Annotated in this window: 19 protein-coding genes; 17 read left to right on the forward strand and 2 right to left on the reverse strand. The window is 70.5% G+C overall.

The features are described 5' to 3' along the window. The first annotated feature begins 123 nt into the window (after positions 1–123). The 11 genes from FBY41_RS12045 to FBY41_RS12095 all read left to right on the forward strand — a co-directional run bounded on the left by FBY41_RS12045 (position 124) and on the right by FBY41_RS12095 (position 11,384). Positions 124–594: a hypothetical protein gene (locus FBY41_RS12045; RefSeq protein ID WP_141844493.1), complete on the forward strand. Its 471-nt coding sequence runs from the start codon at positions 124–126 to the stop codon at positions 592–594. Positions 595–608: 14 nt separating this feature from the next. Then, entirely contained in the window at positions 609–881 is a 273-nt protein-coding gene (locus FBY41_RS12050) for an AtpZ/AtpI family protein (protein WP_221629268.1), read from the forward strand. Between the two features lie 160 nt (positions 882–1,041). Beyond that, positions 1,042–1,824 carry a F0F1 ATP synthase subunit A gene (gene atpB / locus FBY41_RS12055; RefSeq protein ID WP_141844494.1) on the forward strand — a complete coding sequence of 261 codons (783 nt, stop codon included), beginning with the start codon at positions 1,042–1,044 and terminating at the stop codon, positions 1,822–1,824. Positions 1,825–1,927: 103 nt separating this feature from the next. Then, positions 1,928–2,137: an ATP synthase F0 subunit C gene (gene atpE / locus FBY41_RS12060; protein ID WP_026863922.1), complete on the forward strand. Its 210-nt coding sequence runs from the start codon at positions 1,928–1,930 to the stop codon at positions 2,135–2,137. A gap of 57 nt (positions 2,138–2,194) precedes the next feature. Further along, positions 2,195–2,773: a F0F1 ATP synthase subunit B gene (locus tag FBY41_RS12065; RefSeq protein ID WP_141844495.1), complete on the forward strand. Its 579-nt coding sequence runs from the start codon at positions 2,195–2,197 to the stop codon at positions 2,771–2,773. Continuing rightward, positions 2,773–3,585: a F0F1 ATP synthase subunit delta gene (locus FBY41_RS12070; protein ID WP_141844496.1), complete on the forward strand. Its 813-nt coding sequence runs from the start codon at positions 2,773–2,775 to the stop codon at positions 3,583–3,585. Before FBY41_RS12065 ends, FBY41_RS12070 begins: the two co-directional genes overlap by 1 nt. Positions 3,586–3,653: 68 nt before the next feature. Next, entirely contained in the window at positions 3,654–5,285 is a 1,632-nt protein-coding gene (atpA, locus tag FBY41_RS12075) for a F0F1 ATP synthase subunit alpha (protein ID WP_141844497.1), read from the forward strand. Between the two features lie 127 nt (positions 5,286–5,412). Continuing rightward, a complete protein-coding gene (locus FBY41_RS12080; RefSeq protein ID WP_141844498.1) occupies positions 5,413–6,354 on the forward strand; it encodes a F0F1 ATP synthase subunit gamma in 942 nt (313 codons plus the stop codon). Positions 6,355–6,381: 27 nt separating this feature from the next. Beyond that, positions 6,382–7,842 carry a F0F1 ATP synthase subunit beta gene (atpD, locus tag FBY41_RS12085; protein ID WP_141844499.1) on the forward strand — a complete coding sequence of 487 codons (1,461 nt, stop codon included), beginning with the start codon at positions 6,382–6,384 and terminating at the stop codon, positions 7,840–7,842. 49 nt (positions 7,843–7,891) lie between these two features. Next, positions 7,892–9,643, forward strand: a complete 1,752-nt coding sequence (locus FBY41_RS12090; RefSeq protein ID WP_141844500.1) for a hypothetical protein — start codon at positions 7,892–7,894, stop codon at positions 9,641–9,643. A gap of 205 nt (positions 9,644–9,848) precedes the next feature. Further along, positions 9,849–11,384: an NAD(P)/FAD-dependent oxidoreductase gene (locus FBY41_RS12095; RefSeq protein WP_141844501.1), complete on the forward strand. Its 1,536-nt coding sequence runs from the start codon at positions 9,849–9,851 to the stop codon at positions 11,382–11,384. Between the two features lie 98 nt (positions 11,385–11,482). Here the strand turns inward: FBY41_RS12095 and FBY41_RS12100 are convergent, their stop codons facing one another. Next, entirely contained in the window at positions 11,483–11,920 is a 438-nt protein-coding gene (locus tag FBY41_RS12100; RefSeq protein ID WP_141844502.1) for a DUF6918 family protein, read from the reverse strand. A 129-nt stretch (positions 11,921–12,049) separates the two neighbouring features. On the opposite strand from FBY41_RS12100, the gene FBY41_RS12105 reads away from it, so the two are divergent. Both FBY41_RS12105 and FBY41_RS12110 read left to right on the forward strand, forming a co-directional pair. Beyond that, entirely contained in the window at positions 12,050–12,331 is a 282-nt protein-coding gene (locus tag FBY41_RS12105) for a F0F1 ATP synthase subunit epsilon (RefSeq protein WP_141844503.1), read from the forward strand. Between the two features lie 9 nt (positions 12,332–12,340). Beyond that, entirely contained in the window at positions 12,341–12,778 is a 438-nt protein-coding gene (locus FBY41_RS12110; RefSeq protein ID WP_141844504.1) for a DUF2550 domain-containing protein, read from the forward strand. A gap of 138 nt (positions 12,779–12,916) precedes the next feature. Here FBY41_RS12110 and FBY41_RS12115 read toward each other — a convergent pair whose 3' ends face one another. Beyond that, positions 12,917–13,549 (reverse strand): cob(I)yrinic acid a,c-diamide adenosyltransferase, encoded by a 633-nt coding sequence (locus FBY41_RS12115; RefSeq protein ID WP_141844505.1) that lies wholly within the window; start codon positions 13,547–13,549, stop codon positions 12,917–12,919. A 41-nt stretch (positions 13,550–13,590) separates the two neighbouring features. Here FBY41_RS12115 and murA point away from each other — a divergent pair, with 41 nt between their 5' ends. The 4 genes from murA (at position 13,591) to FBY41_RS12135 (ending at position 17,968) form a co-directional block, all read left to right on the forward strand. Continuing rightward, positions 13,591–14,871: a UDP-N-acetylglucosamine 1-carboxyvinyltransferase gene (gene murA / locus FBY41_RS12120; RefSeq protein WP_141844506.1), complete on the forward strand. Its 1,281-nt coding sequence runs from the start codon at positions 13,591–13,593 to the stop codon at positions 14,869–14,871. Between the two features lie 233 nt (positions 14,872–15,104). After that, a complete protein-coding gene (locus FBY41_RS12125) occupies positions 15,105–15,488 on the forward strand; it encodes an STAS domain-containing protein (RefSeq protein WP_260439720.1) in 384 nt (127 codons plus the stop codon). A gap of 103 nt (positions 15,489–15,591) precedes the next feature. Beyond that, complete coding sequence (locus FBY41_RS12130; protein WP_260439805.1) at positions 15,592–17,610, forward strand: protein meaA; 2,019 nt, start codon at positions 15,592–15,594, stop codon at positions 17,608–17,610. 19 nt (positions 17,611–17,629) lie between these two features. After that, positions 17,630–17,968, forward strand: a complete 339-nt coding sequence (locus FBY41_RS12135) for a hypothetical protein (RefSeq protein WP_141844508.1) — start codon at positions 17,630–17,632, stop codon at positions 17,966–17,968. The last annotated feature ends 46 nt before the right edge of the window (positions 17,969–18,014 follow it).

Below are 18,014 nucleotides of genomic sequence, written 5' to 3' on the forward strand. Positions count from 1 at the left end.
CACCTTGGGAGAACCTGATAACCGGTCTCGGGGTGGTGCGGAAAGCCTTCCCGCACAAGACGATCGAGCCCAACCCCGCCCCGCCAGCAGAACGCCTCACGACGCAGACCAGGCAGGTTTTTCTTGAGCGCCACACCGGCCCGCACCGCATCACAGTCCGATGCGTTCGCGCAGCTTCTCCGCGGCTCGCTCCTGCCGACCGTCGTCGCCGCGCTCGGCTGCATCGTCGTGGGCCTCTTCTCGAGCCCCAAGGCCGCGTGGTCGGCCGCCTTCGGTGCCGCGCTCGTCATCTTCTTCTTCAGCCTGACGCTCCTCGTCATGAAGCGCACGGCCGACCTGCCGCCCACGACCGTCATGATCGTCGTGATGCTCACCTACACCTTCAAGGTGATCGTCCTCGGCGTCGCGATGTTCCTGCTGCGCGACGTCAGCTGGGTGTCGGGGTATGCCGTGGGGCTGGCGATCACCGTCTGCGCCCTCGTGTGGCTCTTCTTCGAGATGCGGGCCTACAAGCGGCTGCGCATCTTCGCCTACGATCCTGACGGCGCCGCTGCCCTCGACACGACGTCTCGGGAGCCGCGTGATGAGTCGTGAGATCGGAGGGCGCGATGTCGACCCCACCGTCCGGTGCCCCGGGCTTCGAGGAGACGCCCGGCGAGAGCGCCGAGGAGAAGAAGGAGCGCGAGCGGCAGTTCAACCTGCGCGAGTCCAACTCTGCGTGGAAGGCCGTCGCCTACCTCATCACCGGTCCGCTGATCTATGGCGGGCTGGGTGCCCTGCTCGACCACTGGCTGGGCACGACCTGGCTGGTCGGAGCGGGGATCGTCGGTGGGATGGCCCTGTCGCTCTACCTGATCTGGTTCCGATACGGTACCCATTGAGCCACCCGGCGGGCCGGCTCGTCCCCGCGCCCCCCGACGGTGTGCGAGCGACCGGCCCCGCTGGCCGGAGCCCCCTCGGTCCGGTGCCCGCCAGAGACTTTTCGACCGTCGAGATGCAGCGCGTCGCGACACCTGCCCCAGTCCTACGAAGGAGTAACCCGTGAGCCTCGTGTCCGCCGCGCCCTCGGAGTACACCGCGCCCGGTGTCGAGGAGTTCTGGCAGCCGCTCTTCGGGACCGACGGTCCCTGGGCGATCACCCGCCCCATGCTGCTCATGGCCATCTCGGCGGGCCTGATCATCTGGTTCCTGCTCGCCACGACCCGCAAGAAGGCGCTCGTGCCGAGCCGGGGTCAGATGTCGACCGAGGCGGTCTACGGCCTGGTGCGCAACGGCATCGCCAAGGACCTCATCGGCAGCAAGGAGTTCCTGCGGTTCGTCCCGCTGCTCTTCTCGCTCTTCATGATCATCCTCGTCAACAACCTCTTCGGCGTGCTCCCGCCGTTCAGCTACCCGACGATGAGCCGCATCGGCTTCCCGATCGCTCTGTCGCTCATCGTGTGGGTCGTCTTCCACGCCGTCGGCATGAAGAAGCACGGCTTCATCGGCTACTGGAAGTCGCTCGTCCCCTCCGGGCTGCCCAAGGGAATGATCCTGCCGATCTTCTTCCTCGAGCTCATCACCGACCTGTTCACCCGGCCGGTCACCCTCGCCCTGCGACTCTTCGGCAACATGTTCGCCGGCCACATCCTCATCGTGCTGTTCATCACCGGTGGCTGGTACATGCTCACCTCGGGCGGCATCCTCGTCATCGCCGGCGGTGTCACGTGGATCTTCGCCGTCGTCATGACGCTCTTCGAGCTGCTGGTCGAGTTCCTGCAGGCCTACGTCTTCACCCTCCTCGCGGCTCTCTACATCGGCGGCGCCATCGCCGACGAGCACTGAGCTCCGCACGCTCCACCGCATCACTGCGTACCACCCCAGCACGACCCCGTACGACCCCGGCGGCAGACGTCATCGGGAACGACAAGAAGGAAATGGACACAACATGACTGGCAACATCGCCATCCTCGGTTACGGCCTCTCCGCCATCGGCCCCGGTATCGGTGTCGGTCTCATCTTCGCCGCCTACATCAACGGCGTTGCCCGTCAGCCTGAGGCGCGCGGCATGCTCCAGCCGATCGCCTTCCTCGGCATGGCCATCACCGAGGCGCTCGCCATCTTCGGTATCGCGCTCGCGTTCGTCTTCAAGGCCTGACGCCCTCCGGGGCCGATCAGGACCGTCGACGCACTCGATTCTCTCTAGGAGACCCGCATGCAAGCATCGTTCGTGTTCGCCGAAGGCGGCGAAGAGGGCTTCTGGGCCACTGCGGCACCGATCATCCCGCACCCCCTCGAGTTCTTCTTCGGCCTTGCCACCTTCGCGCTTCTCTACTTCGTCGTGAAGGCCAAGGTCGTGCCACGCCTGGAGCAGATCTACGCCGAGCGCACTGCGGCGATCGAGGGCGGGATGAACAAGGCCGAGGAGGCCCAGGCCCAGGCCCAGGCTGCCCTCGAGCAGTACCAGGCCCAGCTCGTCGAGGCCCGGGCGGAGGCCTCGCGCATCCGTGAGGACGCCAAGGCCCAGGGCGCGCAGATCATCGCCGAGATGCGCGAGCAGGCCGCCGCCGACGCCGCGCGCATCACCGAGACCGCGCACAAGCAGATCGAGGCCGAGCGCCAGCAGGCGGTCGTCTCGCTCCGCGGTGACGTGGGCCGCATGTCCACCGAGCTCGCGAGCCGCATCGTCGGCGAGTCGCTCGAGGACGAGGCGCGCCAGCGCGGCATCGTCGAGCGCTTCCTCGCCGAGCTCGAGTCGGGCGACGTCGTCCGCGAGAAGGTCGGAGACGCCTGATGCAGGGATCCTCACGCGCAGCTGCGGCCGGGAGCCGCGAGGCGTTCACCGGTGTGCTCGCTGCCGGCGCCGACCGCACGCGGTTGGCCGAGGAGCTCTTCGCCGTCGTCGCCCTTCTCGACAGCAACGTCACCCTGCGTCGCGCGGTCGCCGACCCGTCGCACGACGGCGCCCGCAAGACCGATCTGGCCGAGCGGCTCTTCGCCGGTCGGGTGGGGGCCGAGGCGCTGGTGGTGCTCAAGGGCGTCGTCAGCCAGCGGTGGAGCTCCGAGCGCGACCTCTCCGACACCCTGGAGCGGTATGCCGTGGAGTCCGTCATCGCCGATGCCGAGACGCAGGACAGCGCCGACCGCGTCGAGGACGAGCTCTTCCGCTTCGAGCGGATCGTCGCGGCCGACCCGGACCTGCGCGCGGCCCTGACCGATGCCCAGGCCTCGACCGAGCGGCGCTCGGCGCTCATCGGCTCGCTGCTCGAGGGCAAGGTGACGCCGCAGACCCTGGTGCTCGCACGCCAGGCCGTCCTGTCGCCGCGGGGTCGTCGCTTCGACTCCGTCGTGCGCGAGTACCTCGAGATCGCGGCCACCCGTCGTGAGCAGCAGACGGCCACCGTCATCTCGGCGGTGCCGCTCGGCGAGCAGGAGCGTTCGCGTCTCGCGGCCGGACTGTCGGCGATCTACGGCGGCAAGGTCCACGTCAACACCGTCGTCGACCCCCGGGTCCTGGGCGGCATCAAGGTCGAGATCGGTGACGAGGTCATCGACGGCACCGTCATCCGCAAGCTCGACGCGGCACGCCGCGCCATGGGTGCCTGAGCACCAACCCCCAGCTCTAGAGAAACCACCGACCCGCACGCGGGTCGAAACCGAGGAGAAGATCTGACATGACGGAGCTTTCGATCCGTCCGGAGGAGATCCGGGACGCGCTGGACTCGTTCGTCCAGTCCTACGAGCCCGGCGCAGCCTCCCGCGAAGAGGTCGGCCGCGTCACGGACGCCGGCGACGGCATCGCCCACGTCGAGGGTCTTCCCTCGGCCATGACCAACGAGCTGCTGCAGTTCGAGGACGGCACCCTGGGCCTCGCGCTCAACCTCGACGTCCACGAGATCGGTGTCGTCGTCCTCGGAGACTTCGCCGGCATCGAGGAGGGTCAGGTCGTCAAGCGCACGGGCGAGGTCCTCTCCGTCCCCGTGGGCGACGCGTTCCTCGGGCGCGTCGTCGACCCGCTCGGCACGCCGATCGACGGTCTGGGCGACATCGAGTCCGAGGGCCGCCGCGCCCTCGAGCTGCAGGCGCCCAACGTCGTGCAGCGCAAGTCGGTGCACGAGCCGCTCCAGACCGGCATCAAGTCGATCGACGCGATGACCCCGATCGGTCGCGGCCAGCGCCAGCTCATCATCGGCGACCGCCAGACCGGCAAGACGACGGTCGCGATCGACACGATCATCAACCAGAAGCGCAACTGGGAGTCGGGCGACCCCGACCAGCAGGTGCGGTGCATCTACGTCGGCATCGGTCAGAAGGGCTCGACCATCGCGTCGGTCCGCGGCACCCTCGAGGAGGCCGGCGCGCTCGAGTACACGACGATCGTCGCGGCTCCCGCGTCCGACTCGGCCGGCTTCAAGTACCTCGCCCCCTACACCGGCTCGGCCATCGGCCAGCACTGGATGTACCAGGGCAAGCACGTCCTCATCGTCTTCGACGACCTGAGCAAGCAGGCCGAGGCCTACCGCGCCGTGTCGCTGCTGCTGCGCCGCCCGCCGGGCCGCGAGGCCTACCCGGGTGACGTCTTCTACCTGCACTCGCGCCTTCTCGAGCGTTGCGCGAAGCTCTCCGACGATCTGGGCCACGGCTCGATGACCGGCCTGCCGATCATCGAGACCAAGGCCGGTGACGTGTCGGCCTACATCCCGACCAACGTCATCTCGATCACGGACGGCCAGATCTACCTGCAGGCCGACCTGTTCAACGCCAACGTCCGTCCCGCCATCGACGTGGGTGTGTCGGTCTCCCGAGTCGGCGGCGCCGCGCAGATCAAGGCGATGAAGTCGGTCGCCGGCCGCCTCAAGCTCGACCTCGCGCAGTTCCGCGCCATGGAGGCCTTCGCGATGTTCGCCTCCGACCTCGACCCCGCGTCGCGAGCCCAGCTCGCCCGTGGTGCGCGCCTCGTCGAGCTGCTCAAGCAGCCGCAGAGCAACCCGTACCCCGTCGAGGAGCAGGTCGTCTCGGTGTGGGCCGGCACGACGGGCAAGCTCGACGACATCGCCGTCGAGGACGTCCGCCCCTTCGAGACCGAGCTGCTCGAGACCCTACGTCGCGACGGCAAGATCCTCCAGACCATCCGCGAGACGCAGAAGCTCGACGAGGACACCGAGAACGCGCTCTCCAAGGTCGTCGACGACGTGAAGTTCACCTTCCGCGGCTCGGGCCGCGATGGCCTGCAGGCCGGCCAGGAGGACGTCGAGGAGCTCGAGGAGACCGAGATCGACCAGGCGAGGATCGTCAAGAACAAGTAGCACCACCCGGTATGCCGTCCTGACCGGTCCCCCCGCGCGTGACGCGGGTGCCCGCCGGACGGCATACCGGAACGGCTGTCGCCGACCGAACGCCCACACCCCACACCGACCAAGAGAGGCGGAGCGCATGGGAGCGCAGATGCGGATCTACCGCCAGCGCATCAAGTCCGTCAACTCCATCAAGAAGATCACGAACGCGATGGAGCTGATCGCGGCAGCGCGCGTCATCAAGGCCCGGCAGCGGGCCACCGAGGCGATGCCGTACACCACCGCGCTGACCCGGGCCGTGAGCGCGGTCGCGTCGAACACCAACGAGGACCACCCGCTGACGACCTCGATCACCGACGCCAAGCGCGCCGGCGTCGTGATCATCACGGCCGACCGCGGTCTCGCCGGTGCCTACTCGGTGGCCGCCCTCAAGCGCGCCGCCGAGCTCGTCGCCCTCCTCGAGAGCGAGGGCAAGGAGGTCGTGCCCTACCTCGTCGGTCGCAAGGCCGTCAGCTACTACAAGTTCCGCAAGCGCGAGTACGCGCAGGAGTGGACCGGCTTCACCGACGCCCCGACGTTCGAGAACGCCAAGGAGATCGCCGACCGGATCACGGCCGACTTCCTCAAGGAGTACGCCGAGGGCGGCATGGACGAGATCCACCTCGTCTACACCCGCTTCCGCTCGATGGTGCGCCAGGACCCGCACGTGCTGCGCCTGCTGCCCCTCGAGGTCGTCGACAAGGACGTCGACGGCGACAGCGACCGAGGTCTCGACTTCACGGTCCAGCACTACGACGAGGGCCAGCTCGCCCCGGAGTACGACTTCGAGCCGAGCGCCTCGGAGGTGCTCGACCGGCTGCTGCCGAAGTACGTGCGCAACCGCATCTACACGGCGCTGCTCAGCTCGTCGGCCTCGGAGCTCGCTGCCCGCCAGCGCGCGATGAAGTCGGCCACCGACAACGCGACGGAGCTGATCAAGACCTACCAGCGCCTCGCCAACCAGGCCCGCCAGGCCGGTATCACCCAAGAGATCAGCGAAATCGTGGGCGGCGCCAACGCCCTCGCGGACGCCAAGAAGTAACGCCCACAGGTAAGGAAGCAGACCACTATGACTGCAACTGTCAGCGACACCACGTGGACGGCACCGCCCGCGGGCGGCGTCGGACGCATCTCCCGCATCATCGGCCCGGTCGTCGACGTCGAGTTCCCCGCCGACGCGATGCCCGAGCAGTACAACCTGCTCACGACCGAGGTCACCCTGGCGGGTGAGACGAAGAACATCAACCTCGAGGTCGCCCAGCACATCGGCGACAGCATGGTCCGCGCGATCTCGCTGCAGCCGACCGACGGTCTCGTGCGCGGCTCGGGCGTGCAGGACACCGGCGGCCCGATCACGGTCCCGGTGGGCGACGTGACGCTCGGCCACGTGTTCAACACGACCGGCGAGTGCATGAACCTCGCCGAGGGTGAGACGCTCGAGATCAACGAGCGGTGGGGCATCCACCGCAAGGCTCCCGCCTTCGACCAGCTCGAGTCGAAGACGACGATGTTCGAGACCGGCATCAAGGTCATCGACCTGCTGACCCCCTACGTCCAGGGTGGCAAGATCGGCCTCTTCGGTGGTGCCGGCGTCGGCAAGACGGTGCTCATCCAGGAGATGATCGCCCGTGTCGCCCGCGACCACGGTGGTGTGTCGGTGTTCGCCGGCGTCGGCGAGCGCACCCGCGAGGGCAACGACCTCATGGTCGAGATGGAGGAGGCCGGCGTCCTCGGCCAGACCGCGCTGGTCTTCGGCCAGATGGACGAGCCGCCGGGCACGCGACTGCGCGTCGCCCTGTCGGCCCTGACCATGGCGGAGTACTTCCGCGACGTGCAGAAGCAGGACGTCCTGCTCTTCATCGACAACATCTTCCGTTTCACGCAGGCGGGCTCGGAGGTCTCGACCCTCCTCGGCCGTATGCCGTCCGCCGTGGGCTACCAGCCCACGCTCGCCGACGAGATGGGCGTGCTCCAGGAGCGCATCACCTCGACGCGCGGTCACTCGATCACCTCGATGCAGGCGATCTACGTGCCGGCTGACGACTACACCGACCCGGCCCCGGCCACGACGTTCGCGCACCTCGACGCGACGACGGAGCTCTCCCGTGACATCGCGTCGATGGGTATCTACCCCGCCGTCGACCCGCTGACCTCGACCTCGCGAATCCTCGACCCGCGCTACATCTCGGCCGACCACTACAACACGGCCGTGCGCATCAAGTCGATCCTCCAGCGCAACAAGGAGCTGCAGGACATCATCGCGATCCTCGGTATCGACGAGCTCTCCGAAGAGGACAAGATCCTCGTCAACCGCGCCCGCCGCATCCAGCGCTTCCTGTCGCAGAACACCTACGTCGCGAAGCAGTTCACCGGCATCGAGGGCTCGACCGTGTCGCTCGCCGACTCGATCGAGGGCTTCACGAAGATCGCCGACGGCGAGTACGACCACGTCGCCGAGCAGGCCTTCTTCATGTGTGGTGGCCTCGACGACGTCGAGCGTCAGTGGTCGGAGATCCAGAAGAACCTCTGAGCACCCTTCGACCGGAGTGACCGGTAGAACCCGACGACGGGGAGGCGCCTTGACGGCCCTCCCCGTTCGTCGTCTCGCCATCCCGATCCTGATCGTCGTCGGGGCCGTCGCGCTCGGCCTGCGGGCGCGGCTCGGGCTCGACCTCGGCGACGGCACCCACGCCGTCGAGCTGTCGATGCGGCTCGCCCGCGGCGACCAGCCCTTCCGTGACGAGATGAACCTCCAGGTGCTCGGCGCCTGGCCGGCCGTGCCGTTCGTCTGGGTGTGGCTGCACACCGTGGGCATCGACGGCATCGTCCTCGCCTCCCGGGTCTACTTCGTCGTGCTCGCCCTCGGCGTGGCGGCTGTGGCCTGGCGGGCGGTCGCCGGCGCGCTCGGGCAGGTCACTGCCGGGGTGGCGGCCGTCGCCGCGGTCGTGCCGACGGCCTACAACCTGCAGCTCGTCGGCTACAACACGACCCCTGCGCTGCTCTACCTCGTCGCTGCGAGCAGCGCCGTCGGGGCCATGGTCAGACGATCAGCTGCGTCGTCGTCGGCCCGCTGGGCGGTGGTGTGGGCGGTGGTGGGGGGAGCTGCCGCGGCGCTGGGGGCCGTGAGCCACCCCGTCACGGCGCCGGCCGGCATCGTCCTGCTGCTCGCGAGCGTGCTGTGGGCCCGTGGCCGGGTGCGCCTGGCCCTCGCCGGTGGCGCCGCCGGTGCCGCCGCCGTGGTCGCTGCCCTGGCGATCGTCCTCTGGGGCGTCGGGCACGTGCGCGAGACGCTCGCCTTCACGGCCGACTACCGGGGCGAGCAGGTCGACCGGGCCGGCCGCGTCGCCGGGTGGCTGGCCTACGTCGGCGGCGAGCTCGCCCAGCCCACAGTTCTCGTCACCCTGGCGCTCGGCGTCGCCGCAGCCGTTGCGCTCGCCTGTCGCAACGCCCTCGCCGGGCCGCTGCTGTTCGGCGCGGTGGTCCTGGCCGCGGGCGCGGGACTCACCCGGGGCGCGAGCTCCGCCACCTTCAGCGTGAGCGCGTGGCTCAGCCCCGTGATGGCGCTCGTGCTCTCGCTCGTCCTGCTGCCGGCGGCCATCGTGGCAGCGACCCTCCTGCGCGGAGCAGCTGTGCGTCTGCTGACGATCGGCGTGATCCCGAGTGCGGTCGGAGTGCTGTGCGTCGCAGCCTTCACCGCGTCGTCGCCCACGTGGGGCGCCGTGGGGTCCTGCCTCGCCCCGGCCGTCTTCGCCGCGCTCGCGTGCGCCCTCTGCGGCGTGGTGCGTCTCGGTGTGCCGGACGGCGCTGCGTCCAGCGAGGGCAGGGCCCGGGTCGCACCGTGGTCGGCCGCTGCCGTCGGCTCCGCAGTCCTGCTCGCGCTCTTCGCCTCGCACCTGGCGACGAGCTTCCGTGACGGCCCGCTCGGGCGGCTCGACGCCGCAGCCCCGACGGGGGCGTATGCCGGCCTGCTGACGACCGCTCGTCGCGCTGACGACGTCGCGGCCGCCCAGGCCGCTCTGAAGTCCTGCGCCACCCCGGGGTCGAGCGTGCTCGCGATCGGCTACCCGGCGGCATACCTCATGGGTGACGTCCGGTTCGACACCCCGGTCACGTGGCTCGCCGACTTCGGGCCGAGCACCTCGCACCTCGTCCGGTGGTTCGAGCAGCGGCAGGCCGTCCCCGACTGCGTCGTGCGGCCGGCGCGCTGGTGGCAGGGGAGTGAGGGCGCGACCGATCCGCACGCCGACCCGCTACGTGCCTGGGTCGAGGCGCGCTACGGCCCCGTGGCCACGACACCGACGCTGGTCGTCCTGCGCAGGAGCGCCGGATGACGAGCAGACTGGGAGACGTGTGGGGTCGGTCACAGGGGTTCGCGCGGGGGTCCGTGCGGGCATGGTCGCTCCCGAGCGGGTGTTGACCCAGTGACGGCCCAGAGCCAACCCGGAGACAACCCGGAGACAACCCGGTGACGACCGCACCACCGACGACGATGTCGAGCATGACCGACCATGAACGACAAGCACCAAGGAGCCCCACGTGAGCACGTCCACCCAGCAGCCCCGACACCGGGTGGTGGTCATCGGTTCCGGTTTCGGCGGGCTCTTCAGCACCCAGCGGCTGAAGCGCGCCGACGTCGACGTGACCATCATCGCCCGCACGACCCACCACCTCTTCCAGCCGCTGCTCTACCAGGTGGCGACCGGCATCCTCTCCGAGGGTGAGATCGCTCCCTCGACGCGAGAGGTGCTGCGCCGCCAGGACAACGCCACCGTCCTCCTCGGCGAGGTCACCGACATCGACCTCGAGGCTCGCACTGTCACCCACTCGACCGTGGGCCGCGAGAGCGTCACGCCCTACGACACGTTGATCGTCGCGGCCGGCGCGGGCCAGTCGTACTTCGGCAACGACGAGTTCTCACGGCACGCTCCCGGCATGAAGTCGATCGATGACGCCCTCGAGCTGCGCGGCCGCATCTTCGGGTCCTTCGAGCTCGCGGAGCTCGCCTCGACCCCGGCGGAGATCGACCGGCTCATGACCTTCGTCGTCGTGGGCGCCGGGCCGACCGGTGTCGAGATGGCCGGGCAGATCTCCGAGCTCGCCCGGCGCACCCTCAAGCGCGACTTCCGCCGGATCGACCCGACGAAGGCTCGCGTCATCCTGCTCGACGCGGCTCCGGCCGTGCTCGGCTCGTTCGGCGAGAAGCTCGGCGACCGCGCCGTGAGCCGGCTCACCGACATGGGGGTCGAGGTGCGCCTCGGCGCCAAGGTGGTCGACGTCGACTCGACCGGCATCGAGGTCGAGCACCCCGACGGCAGGCGCGAGCGCATCGAGTCGGTCTGCAAGGTGTGGGCGGCCGGCGTCAGCGCATCACCGCTCGGCCGGATGCTCGCTGAGCAGACCGGGGCCGAGGTCGACCGTGCCGGGCGCATCCAGGTGCAGGACGACCTCACCCTGCCGGGCCACCCCGAGGTCTTCGTCGTCGGCGACATGATGGCGCTCGAGGGACTGCCGGGTGTGGCGCAGGTCGCGATCCAGGGTGGCCGCTACGCCGCCGACCAGATCGTGCGCAGGCTGAAGGGTCAGGAGCCGAAGGGGCCGTTCGAGTACTTCGACAAGGGCTCGATGGCGACGATCTCGCGTTTCTCGGCCGTCGCGTCGGTCGGCAAGGCCCAGTTCAGCGGGTTCTTCGCGTGGATCCTCTGGCTCGCCGTGCACCTCGTCTACATCATCGGCTTCAAGCACCGCATCACGACGCTCCTGCACTGGATCGTCACCTTCATCGGTCGCGGCCGGTCGGAGCGGGTGGTCACCGAGCAGCAGGTCTTCGCCCGGCAGGCGATCTCCGACCTCGGCGAGGAGTTCGCCCCCCAGCTGCCCCGGCTCGCCAAGGACCGACCGCACGAGTCGGCCCATCCGGCGCACGACAAGCCCCTCGATCCCGCCCAGCAGGTCCAGGCGCCGCAGGGGCGGCAGCCCGAGCCGCAGGCGCGGCAGCCCGAGCCGGAGACGCGGCAGCCCGAGCCGGAGGCGCGGCAGCCCGAGCCCCAGGTCCAGGGGGAGCGAGGGGCCTGACGGCCACCGGACGGCATACCGCCGCGGGTCGGTTCCTCAGCGGACAGCACGGAGGGCAGGACGCAGGCGTCCTGCCCTCCGGTCGTGCCGTGTGCGGGTCAGGCGACGACGCGCTCGACGGCCGTGCCCAGCCGGGGGAGGGCCGCGACGACGTGCTCCTTGGCCTTGCCCCGCAGGGAGCCGTAGACCTTGGCGGCAGCGCCGTGCGAGGTGTTCGCCGCCTTGGCGTCGGTGACGGCGAGCAGCGCGTCGGCCGCTGCCTCGGGCTGGCTCGCGAGGTGGGCGCCGAAGGGCTGCTCGCCCTTCGTCGCCCAGAACGGGTCGAGGGCCGAGGCGAACTGCGGCAGGAGGCGGTCGGTCGCGCTCGCGACGAAGTCGCCGCCGAGCCGCTTGGCGGCCGCATAGCCCGCCTTGACGGCCGCTCCGCCGAGGCCGGACTTGTCGGCGACCTCGGCGTCGATGACCTCGGTCAGGGCCGCGACGGCCGCTGGGCGACGGGTCGGCTCGAGGAGGGCGTCGGACACGGTGGTGCTCACAGGGGTGCTCCTTGGAAGTGATGTGGAGGGTGTCGGAAGGTGCTCGACCGCCGGCATGGACGGCGAGTACGGAGCATCCTCGCAGAGGCACTAAACTGCCAAGAACACCCCCACGAACCGGAGGACTACGTGAGTTCGCTCAAGGTTGAGATGGTCGCCGCCGACCGCAAGGTCTGGGAGGGAGAGGCGCGCTTCGTCCGTGCCCGCTCCATCTCCGGCGAGCTCGGCATCCTGCCCGGCCACACGCCCCTGCTCGGCATTCTCGTCGAGGGCGACGTGAGCATCGAGTCGGTCGACGGCCAGCGCCGGACGGTCACCGTCGACGGCGGGTTCCTCTCGGTGGACTCCGACGTGGTGACGATCGTCGCGGAGCACGTCGACGCCTCATCGCTGCAGGTCACGGGCAACTGAGGCCCGCGCGTGCCGTCCGCTCTCGTCTCCACCGAGATCGTGATCGGCACGCTCATCCTGGTCGCGGCGGTCGTGCTCGCCACGACCTACCTGCGCCGCCGCTACATCGCCGGCGGCCTGCCGCTGACGCTCTGCGCGATGCGCCCGGCCGGCACCGACCGCTGGCGCCTCGGGCTCATCAGGTTCGGCGACAACGCCCTCGAGTGGTTCACGCTCGGGGGCGTCTCCCTGCGCCCGCGCCACCGCTGGCTGCGTCAGCGGCTCCTCCTCGACGCCCCGGTGCCGCTCGTCGGGTCCGAGGCCATCCCGCTGCTGCCGGAGGCCTCCAGGGTGCCGTGCACCGACGGTGACGACGACTTCGAGCTCGCCCTGCAGGGGCCTGACTACACCGCGCTGCGGTCGTGGCAGGAGGCCGCACCCCCCGGCTACAACGTCAACGTCGCCTGACCGCCCGTCCCGCACCGCGTCCCGACGTCCCCGGATCGAGCGACACACCGAGCAGTTGCCACGTCCGCCGGGCACACCGCGTGGAGCTGGCAACTGCTCGGTGTGTTTCGGGGCTGAGGGGTCGGCGCCCCTGAGCGGTCAGTGCTTGGCGCGCTTGGTCGGCTTCTCGACGCGTCCACCGCCGGGCTGCCACAGGATGTCGCCGCCGATCTGCTTGTTGGCGATCCGGGCGAGGATGAAGAGCAGGTCGGACAGGCGGTTGAGGTAGGTCGCGGTCAGCGGGTTGATGCCGCCGACCCCCTTCTCGCCCGCGGGCTCGGTGCCGTGGTGCTCGATCGCCGCCCAGGTCGCCCGCTCGGCGCGGCGCACGACCGTCGTAGCCACGTGCAGGTGGGCCGACCCGGCGGTGCCGCCGGGCAGGATGAAGGAACGCAGCTTCTCGACCTGCTCGAGGTAGTGGTCGCAGTCGTGCTCGAGGTCATCGATCCACGGCTGCTCGACGCGCAGCGGCGGGTAGTCGTAGCTCGTGCGCAGCGGGGTCGACAGGTCGGCCCCGACGTCGAAGAGCTCGTTCTGCACCCGTTGCAGCGTCGCGCGCACCTCGTCTGGCAGGTCGCCGCAGGCGAGGGCGACGCCGATGGCGGCGTTGGCCTCGTTGGTGTCGGCATAGGCGTGCAGCCGCAGGTCGTTCTTGCTCGTGCGCGAGAAGTCGCCGAGGCTGGTCGTGCCGTCGTCGCCGGTGCGCGTGTAGATCCTCGTCAGGTTGACCATGGGGTCACTCTCTCACCAGCCCTCGTCGGTAGGGTTGCCGGGTGAGAGAGCGCTTCCGTGTCGTGGGCGGGGCCCGGCTGTCGGGCGAGGTCGCCGTCGTCGGGGCGAAGAACAGCGCCCTCAAGCTCATGGCGGTGGCCCTGCTCGCCGCCGGTCGCACGACCCTGACGAACGTGCCTGCGATCGCCGACGTGGCGATCATGGCCGAGCTGCTCCGGCGGCTCGGGGTGACCGTCGACGACGACCCACTGACCGGCACCGTCGTGCTCGACGTGCCCGAGGAGCTCGGTCACCGCGCCGACTACGAGCTCGTGCGCGCCCTCCGTGCCTCGATCTCGGTCCTCGGCCCGCTCGTGGCCCGGGTGGGCCTCGCCGACGTCGCGGTGCCGGGCGGCGACGCCATCGGCTCCCGCGGCCTCGACCTGCACGCGGCCGGTCTCGAGGCGCTCGGGGCCACGGTCCACGTCACCCACGGCTACCTCGTCGCCGAGGCCCCGAACGGTCTGACCGGTGCCGACATCCGCCTCGACTTCCCGAGCGTGGGCGCGACCGAGAACGTCCTCACCGCCTCGGTGCTCGCCCGCGGCACGACGACGATCGACAACGTCGCCAAGGAGCCCGAGATCGTCGACATCGCCGAGATGCTCATCTCGATGGGCGCCCGCATCGAGGGCGCAGGCACGTCACACCTCGTGGTCCACGGCGTCGACCGGCTCCACCCCACCCGGCACTCCGTCGTGCCCGACCGCATCGCGGCCGGCACGTGGGCCTTCGCCGCCGCGACGACGCGCGGCGACGTCGAGGTCGTCGGCGGCGTGGCAGACCACCTCCGCACGCCGCTCGCCGCCCTCGAGGCGGCCGGCTGTCGCGTCGAGGTCACCGACCGCGGCTTCCGCGTGGCCGCGGACCGGCGCCCGCTCGCCTTCGACGTCGCGACGCTGCCCTACCCCGGCTTCCCGACGGACCTGCAGCCCTTCGCCCTCACCTACAACGTCGTCGCCGACGGATCGGCGATGGTCACGGAGAATCTCTTCGAGGCCCGCTTCCGCACCGTCCAGGAGCTCGCGCGCCTCGGCGCCGACGCGCAGATCGACGGCCACCACGTCATGACGCACGGGGTGCCGCTGCTCTCCGGTGCGCCCGTGGAGAGCAGCGACATCCGCTCCGGAGCGGCCCTCGTCATCGCAGGGCTCGTCGCCGACGGCGAGACGCTCGTCAGCGGCGTCCACCACGTCGACCGCGGCTACCCCCGCTTCGAGGAGGCCATGCGGGCCCTCGGCGCCGACGTCACGCGGGAGCCCGACGACACGTGGTTCGAGTGACGGGACCACCGTCCGAGCGACCCCTCCCCACCCCCGTCCGACCCCCCGGCCCGAGCGTCCGTATGCCGTCCGGCGGGGCCCCGGGGGACCCCATACGGCCTCGAACGGCCCTCCGGGGCACTTTCTGGAGAGAAGTTCGTATTTTCTTGACCGATTCTTGACTCCGAGGGGCAACGTTCCGCCGCGCTGAGGCGTCATCATGGGTGACGGCACAGCGTTTGAGAGGGGTCAACATGACGCTGCACACCCACTGCAGGGGTCCGATTCGGGTGCTCGACGCGCCCGACGGCCACGATGTCACCATCGAGGGGCGTCTCGACGTCCATTCCGTGCCCGACATCCGCGACGCGATCCACGCGGTCATCATCGCCGGGGACGGAGAGGTGCGCCTGCACGTCGGGGCAGCCGAGATCGGCGACGCGACGGGCCTCGGGGTCATCGTCCACCTGCACCGCCGCGCTACCCGAGCGGGGCGCCGGCTCGTCATCGTCGACGCGAGCGACCGCACGACCCGCCTCCTGCGGGCCTGCCGGCTCGAGCGCATCATCGCCCCCCGCCACCCGGCGCCCGCTGCCGTCCATCCCGCGACGCTGACTGTGGCGCCTCTCACCGCCTGAGCACCTGCCCACCGCCGGTGGGCCGCACTACCGTCGAGCCATGTCTTCGACGGAGAGCACGCCGGTCACGCGCGTCCACGTGACGCCCGATCGTCCCTGGGTCATGCGGACGTATGCCGGCCACTCCAGCGCCGCTGCGAGCAACGCGCTCTACCGCCGCAACCTCGAGAAGGGCCAGACCGGCCTGTCGGTCGCCTTCGACCTGCCGACCCAGACCGGCTACGACCCCGACCACCCGCTGGCCCGGGGCGAGGTCGGCAAGGTCGGCGTGCCGATCAGCCACATCGGCGACATGGAGGCGCTCTTCGCCGACATCCCGCTGCGCGAGATGAACACCTCGATGACGATCAACGCGACGGCGATGTGGCTGCTCGCGCTCTACCAGGTCGCCGCCGAGCGCCAGGCGGTCGCCGCGGGCGAGGACCCGGCCGAGTGGGTGCACGCCCTGGCCGGGACGACGCAGAACGACATCATCAAGGAGTACCTCTCGCGCGGGACCTACGTCTTCCCGCCGGCGCCCTCGCTGCGGCTCATCACCGACATGGTGGCCTACACGGTGCGCGAGATCCCGAAGTGGAACCCCATCAACATCTGCAGCTACCACCTCCAGGAGGCCGGGGCCACGCCCGTGCAGGAGATCGCCTACGCGATGTCGACGGCCGTCGCCGTCCTCGACGCGGTGCGCGACTCCGGGCAGGTGCCCCCGGAGGAGTTCGCCAGCGTCGTCGCGCGCATCTCCTTCTTCGTCAACGCCGGCGTGCGCTTCGTCGAGGAGATGTGCAAGATGCGCGCCTTCGTGCAGCTCTGGGACGAGCTGACGCGCGACCGCTACGGCGTGACGGACGACAAGGCACGACGCTTCCGCTACGGCGTGCAGGTCAACAGTCTCGGTCTCACCGAGGCGCAGCCCGAGAACAACGTCCAGCGCATCGTGCTCGAGATGCTCGCGGTGACGCTCTCCAAGGACGCACGGGCCCGAGCGATCCAGCTGCCGGCGTGGAACGAGGCGCTGGGCCTGCCCCGGCCGTGGGACCAGCAGTGGAGCCTGCGCCTCCAGCAGGTGCTCGCCTACGAGTCCGACCTGCTCGAGTACGACGACCTCTTCACCGGCTCCGTCGTCGTCGAGCGCAAGGTCGCCGAGCTCGTCGAGGGCGCCCGCGCCGAGATGGCGCGCATCGAGCAGATGGGCGGGGCCGTCGCGGCCGTCGAGTCGGGCTACATGAAGTCGGCCCTCGTGGCCTCCCACGCCGAGCGGCGCCGGCGCATCGAGTCGGGCGAGGCGGTCATCGTCGGCCTCAACCGATTCGAGACGACCGAGCCCAACCCGCTGACCGCCGACCTCGAGACGGCGATCCAGACCGTCGACCCCGGCGTCGAGCGCGCCGCGGCCGACGCCGTGCGCGCCTGGCGCGAGCGTCGAGACGCCGACCCGGAGCGGCGGGCTCGGGCCGAGGCGGCCCTCGCGCGGCTGCGGGCCGATGCGGCATCCGGCGCCAACCTCGTGGCCGCGTCCGTCGAGTGCGCCCGGGCCGAAGTGACGACGGGGGAGTGGACGGGTGCCCTGCGCGAGGAGTTCGGTGAGTACCGCGCGCCCACGGGCGTCTCGGGTTCGGTGGGCGTCAGCTCCTCGGAGCCCGGTGACGCGCTCGGGCGGGTGCGTGACCTCGTGGCCCGCACCGGGGAGGAGCTCGGCGAGAAGCTGCGCATCCTCGTCGGCAAGCCCGGTCTCGACGGTCACAGCAACGGCGCCGAGCAGGTGGCCGTTCGGGCGCGCGACGCCGGCTTTGAGGTCGTCTACCAGGGCATCCGCCTGACGCCGGAGCAGATCGTCGCCGCCGCGGTGGCCGAGGACGTTCACCTCGTCGGGCTGTCGATCCTCAGCGGCTCGCACATGGAGCTCGTGCCCGAGGTGCTCCGGGGTCTGCGCGAGGCCGGTGCGGGCGACGTGCCCGTCATCGTCGGCGGCATCATCCCCGAGAGCGACGCTGCGGCCCTGCGCGCCGCCGGGGTGGCCATGGTCTTCACCCCGAAGGACTTCGGGCTCAACGACATCATGGGCGAGCTCGTCGGTGTGATCCGTCGCTCACGGGGTCTCGCCGATCTCGAGGTCGCTCCGGCCTGACCCGGCGTACGGTGCAAGGGTGAGCGATCTGCAGTGCGCCGCCCGGATCATCGTCGTCAACCCGCCCGGCCTCGGTGACATCCCCTGGCTCGCCTCGTCGTTGGGCCGCGAGAAGGTCACCGCCGTGTATGCCGCCGACGACGTCCCCGACACCGGTCCCGTCGAGTCGCTGGCGGACGACCTCGGGGTGCCGTCGCACCTCGGCCACGGCGACCTCGCCGACGGCACGAGCGGCCTCGAGGAGATCGTCGACCGGCACCGCGGCGAGACCGCGGTCGTCGTGCGCGGCGGCAGTGCTGTGCAGCCGCTGCTGATGCTCGTCGACGCCGACGGCCAGACGGTGTCGCCGCTCACCTGAGCTGTGGGGCACTGCGCCTGACGTCGCGCCCGAGGCAGTGCCCGAC

It is taken from the genome of Humibacillus xanthopallidus, assembly GCF_006716675.1.
GTDB classification, from domain to species: Bacteria; Actinomycetota; Actinomycetes; order Actinomycetales; family Dermatophilaceae; genus Humibacillus; species Humibacillus xanthopallidus_B.

Coding starts and splice junctions, on each gene's coding strand:
- FBY41_RS12050 (WP_221629268.1), top strand. CDS start 609: ATGTCGACCCCACCGTCCGGTGCCCCGGGCTTCGAGGAGACGCCCGGC.
- atpE (WP_026863922.1), top strand. CDS start 1,928: ATGACTGGCAACATCGCCATCCTCGGTTACGGCCTCTCCGCCATCGGC.
- FBY41_RS12065 (WP_141844495.1), top strand. CDS start 2,195: ATGCAAGCATCGTTCGTGTTCGCCGAAGGCGGCGAAGAGGGCTTCTGG.
- FBY41_RS12070 (WP_141844496.1), top strand. CDS start 2,773: ATGCAGGGATCCTCACGCGCAGCTGCGGCCGGGAGCCGCGAGGCGTTC.
- atpA (WP_141844497.1), top strand. CDS start 3,654: ATGACGGAGCTTTCGATCCGTCCGGAGGAGATCCGGGACGCGCTGGAC.
- FBY41_RS12080 (WP_141844498.1), top strand. CDS start 5,413: ATGGGAGCGCAGATGCGGATCTACCGCCAGCGCATCAAGTCCGTCAAC.
- atpD (WP_141844499.1), top strand. CDS start 6,382: ATGACTGCAACTGTCAGCGACACCACGTGGACGGCACCGCCCGCGGGC.
- FBY41_RS12115 (WP_141844505.1), bottom strand. CDS start 13,549: ATGGTCAACCTGACGAGGATCTACACGCGCACCGGCGACGACGGCACG.
- FBY41_RS12125 (WP_260439720.1), top strand. CDS start 15,105: ATGACGCTGCACACCCACTGCAGGGGTCCGATTCGGGTGCTCGACGCG.
- FBY41_RS12130 (WP_260439805.1), top strand. CDS start 15,592: ATGCGGACGTATGCCGGCCACTCCAGCGCCGCTGCGAGCAACGCGCTC.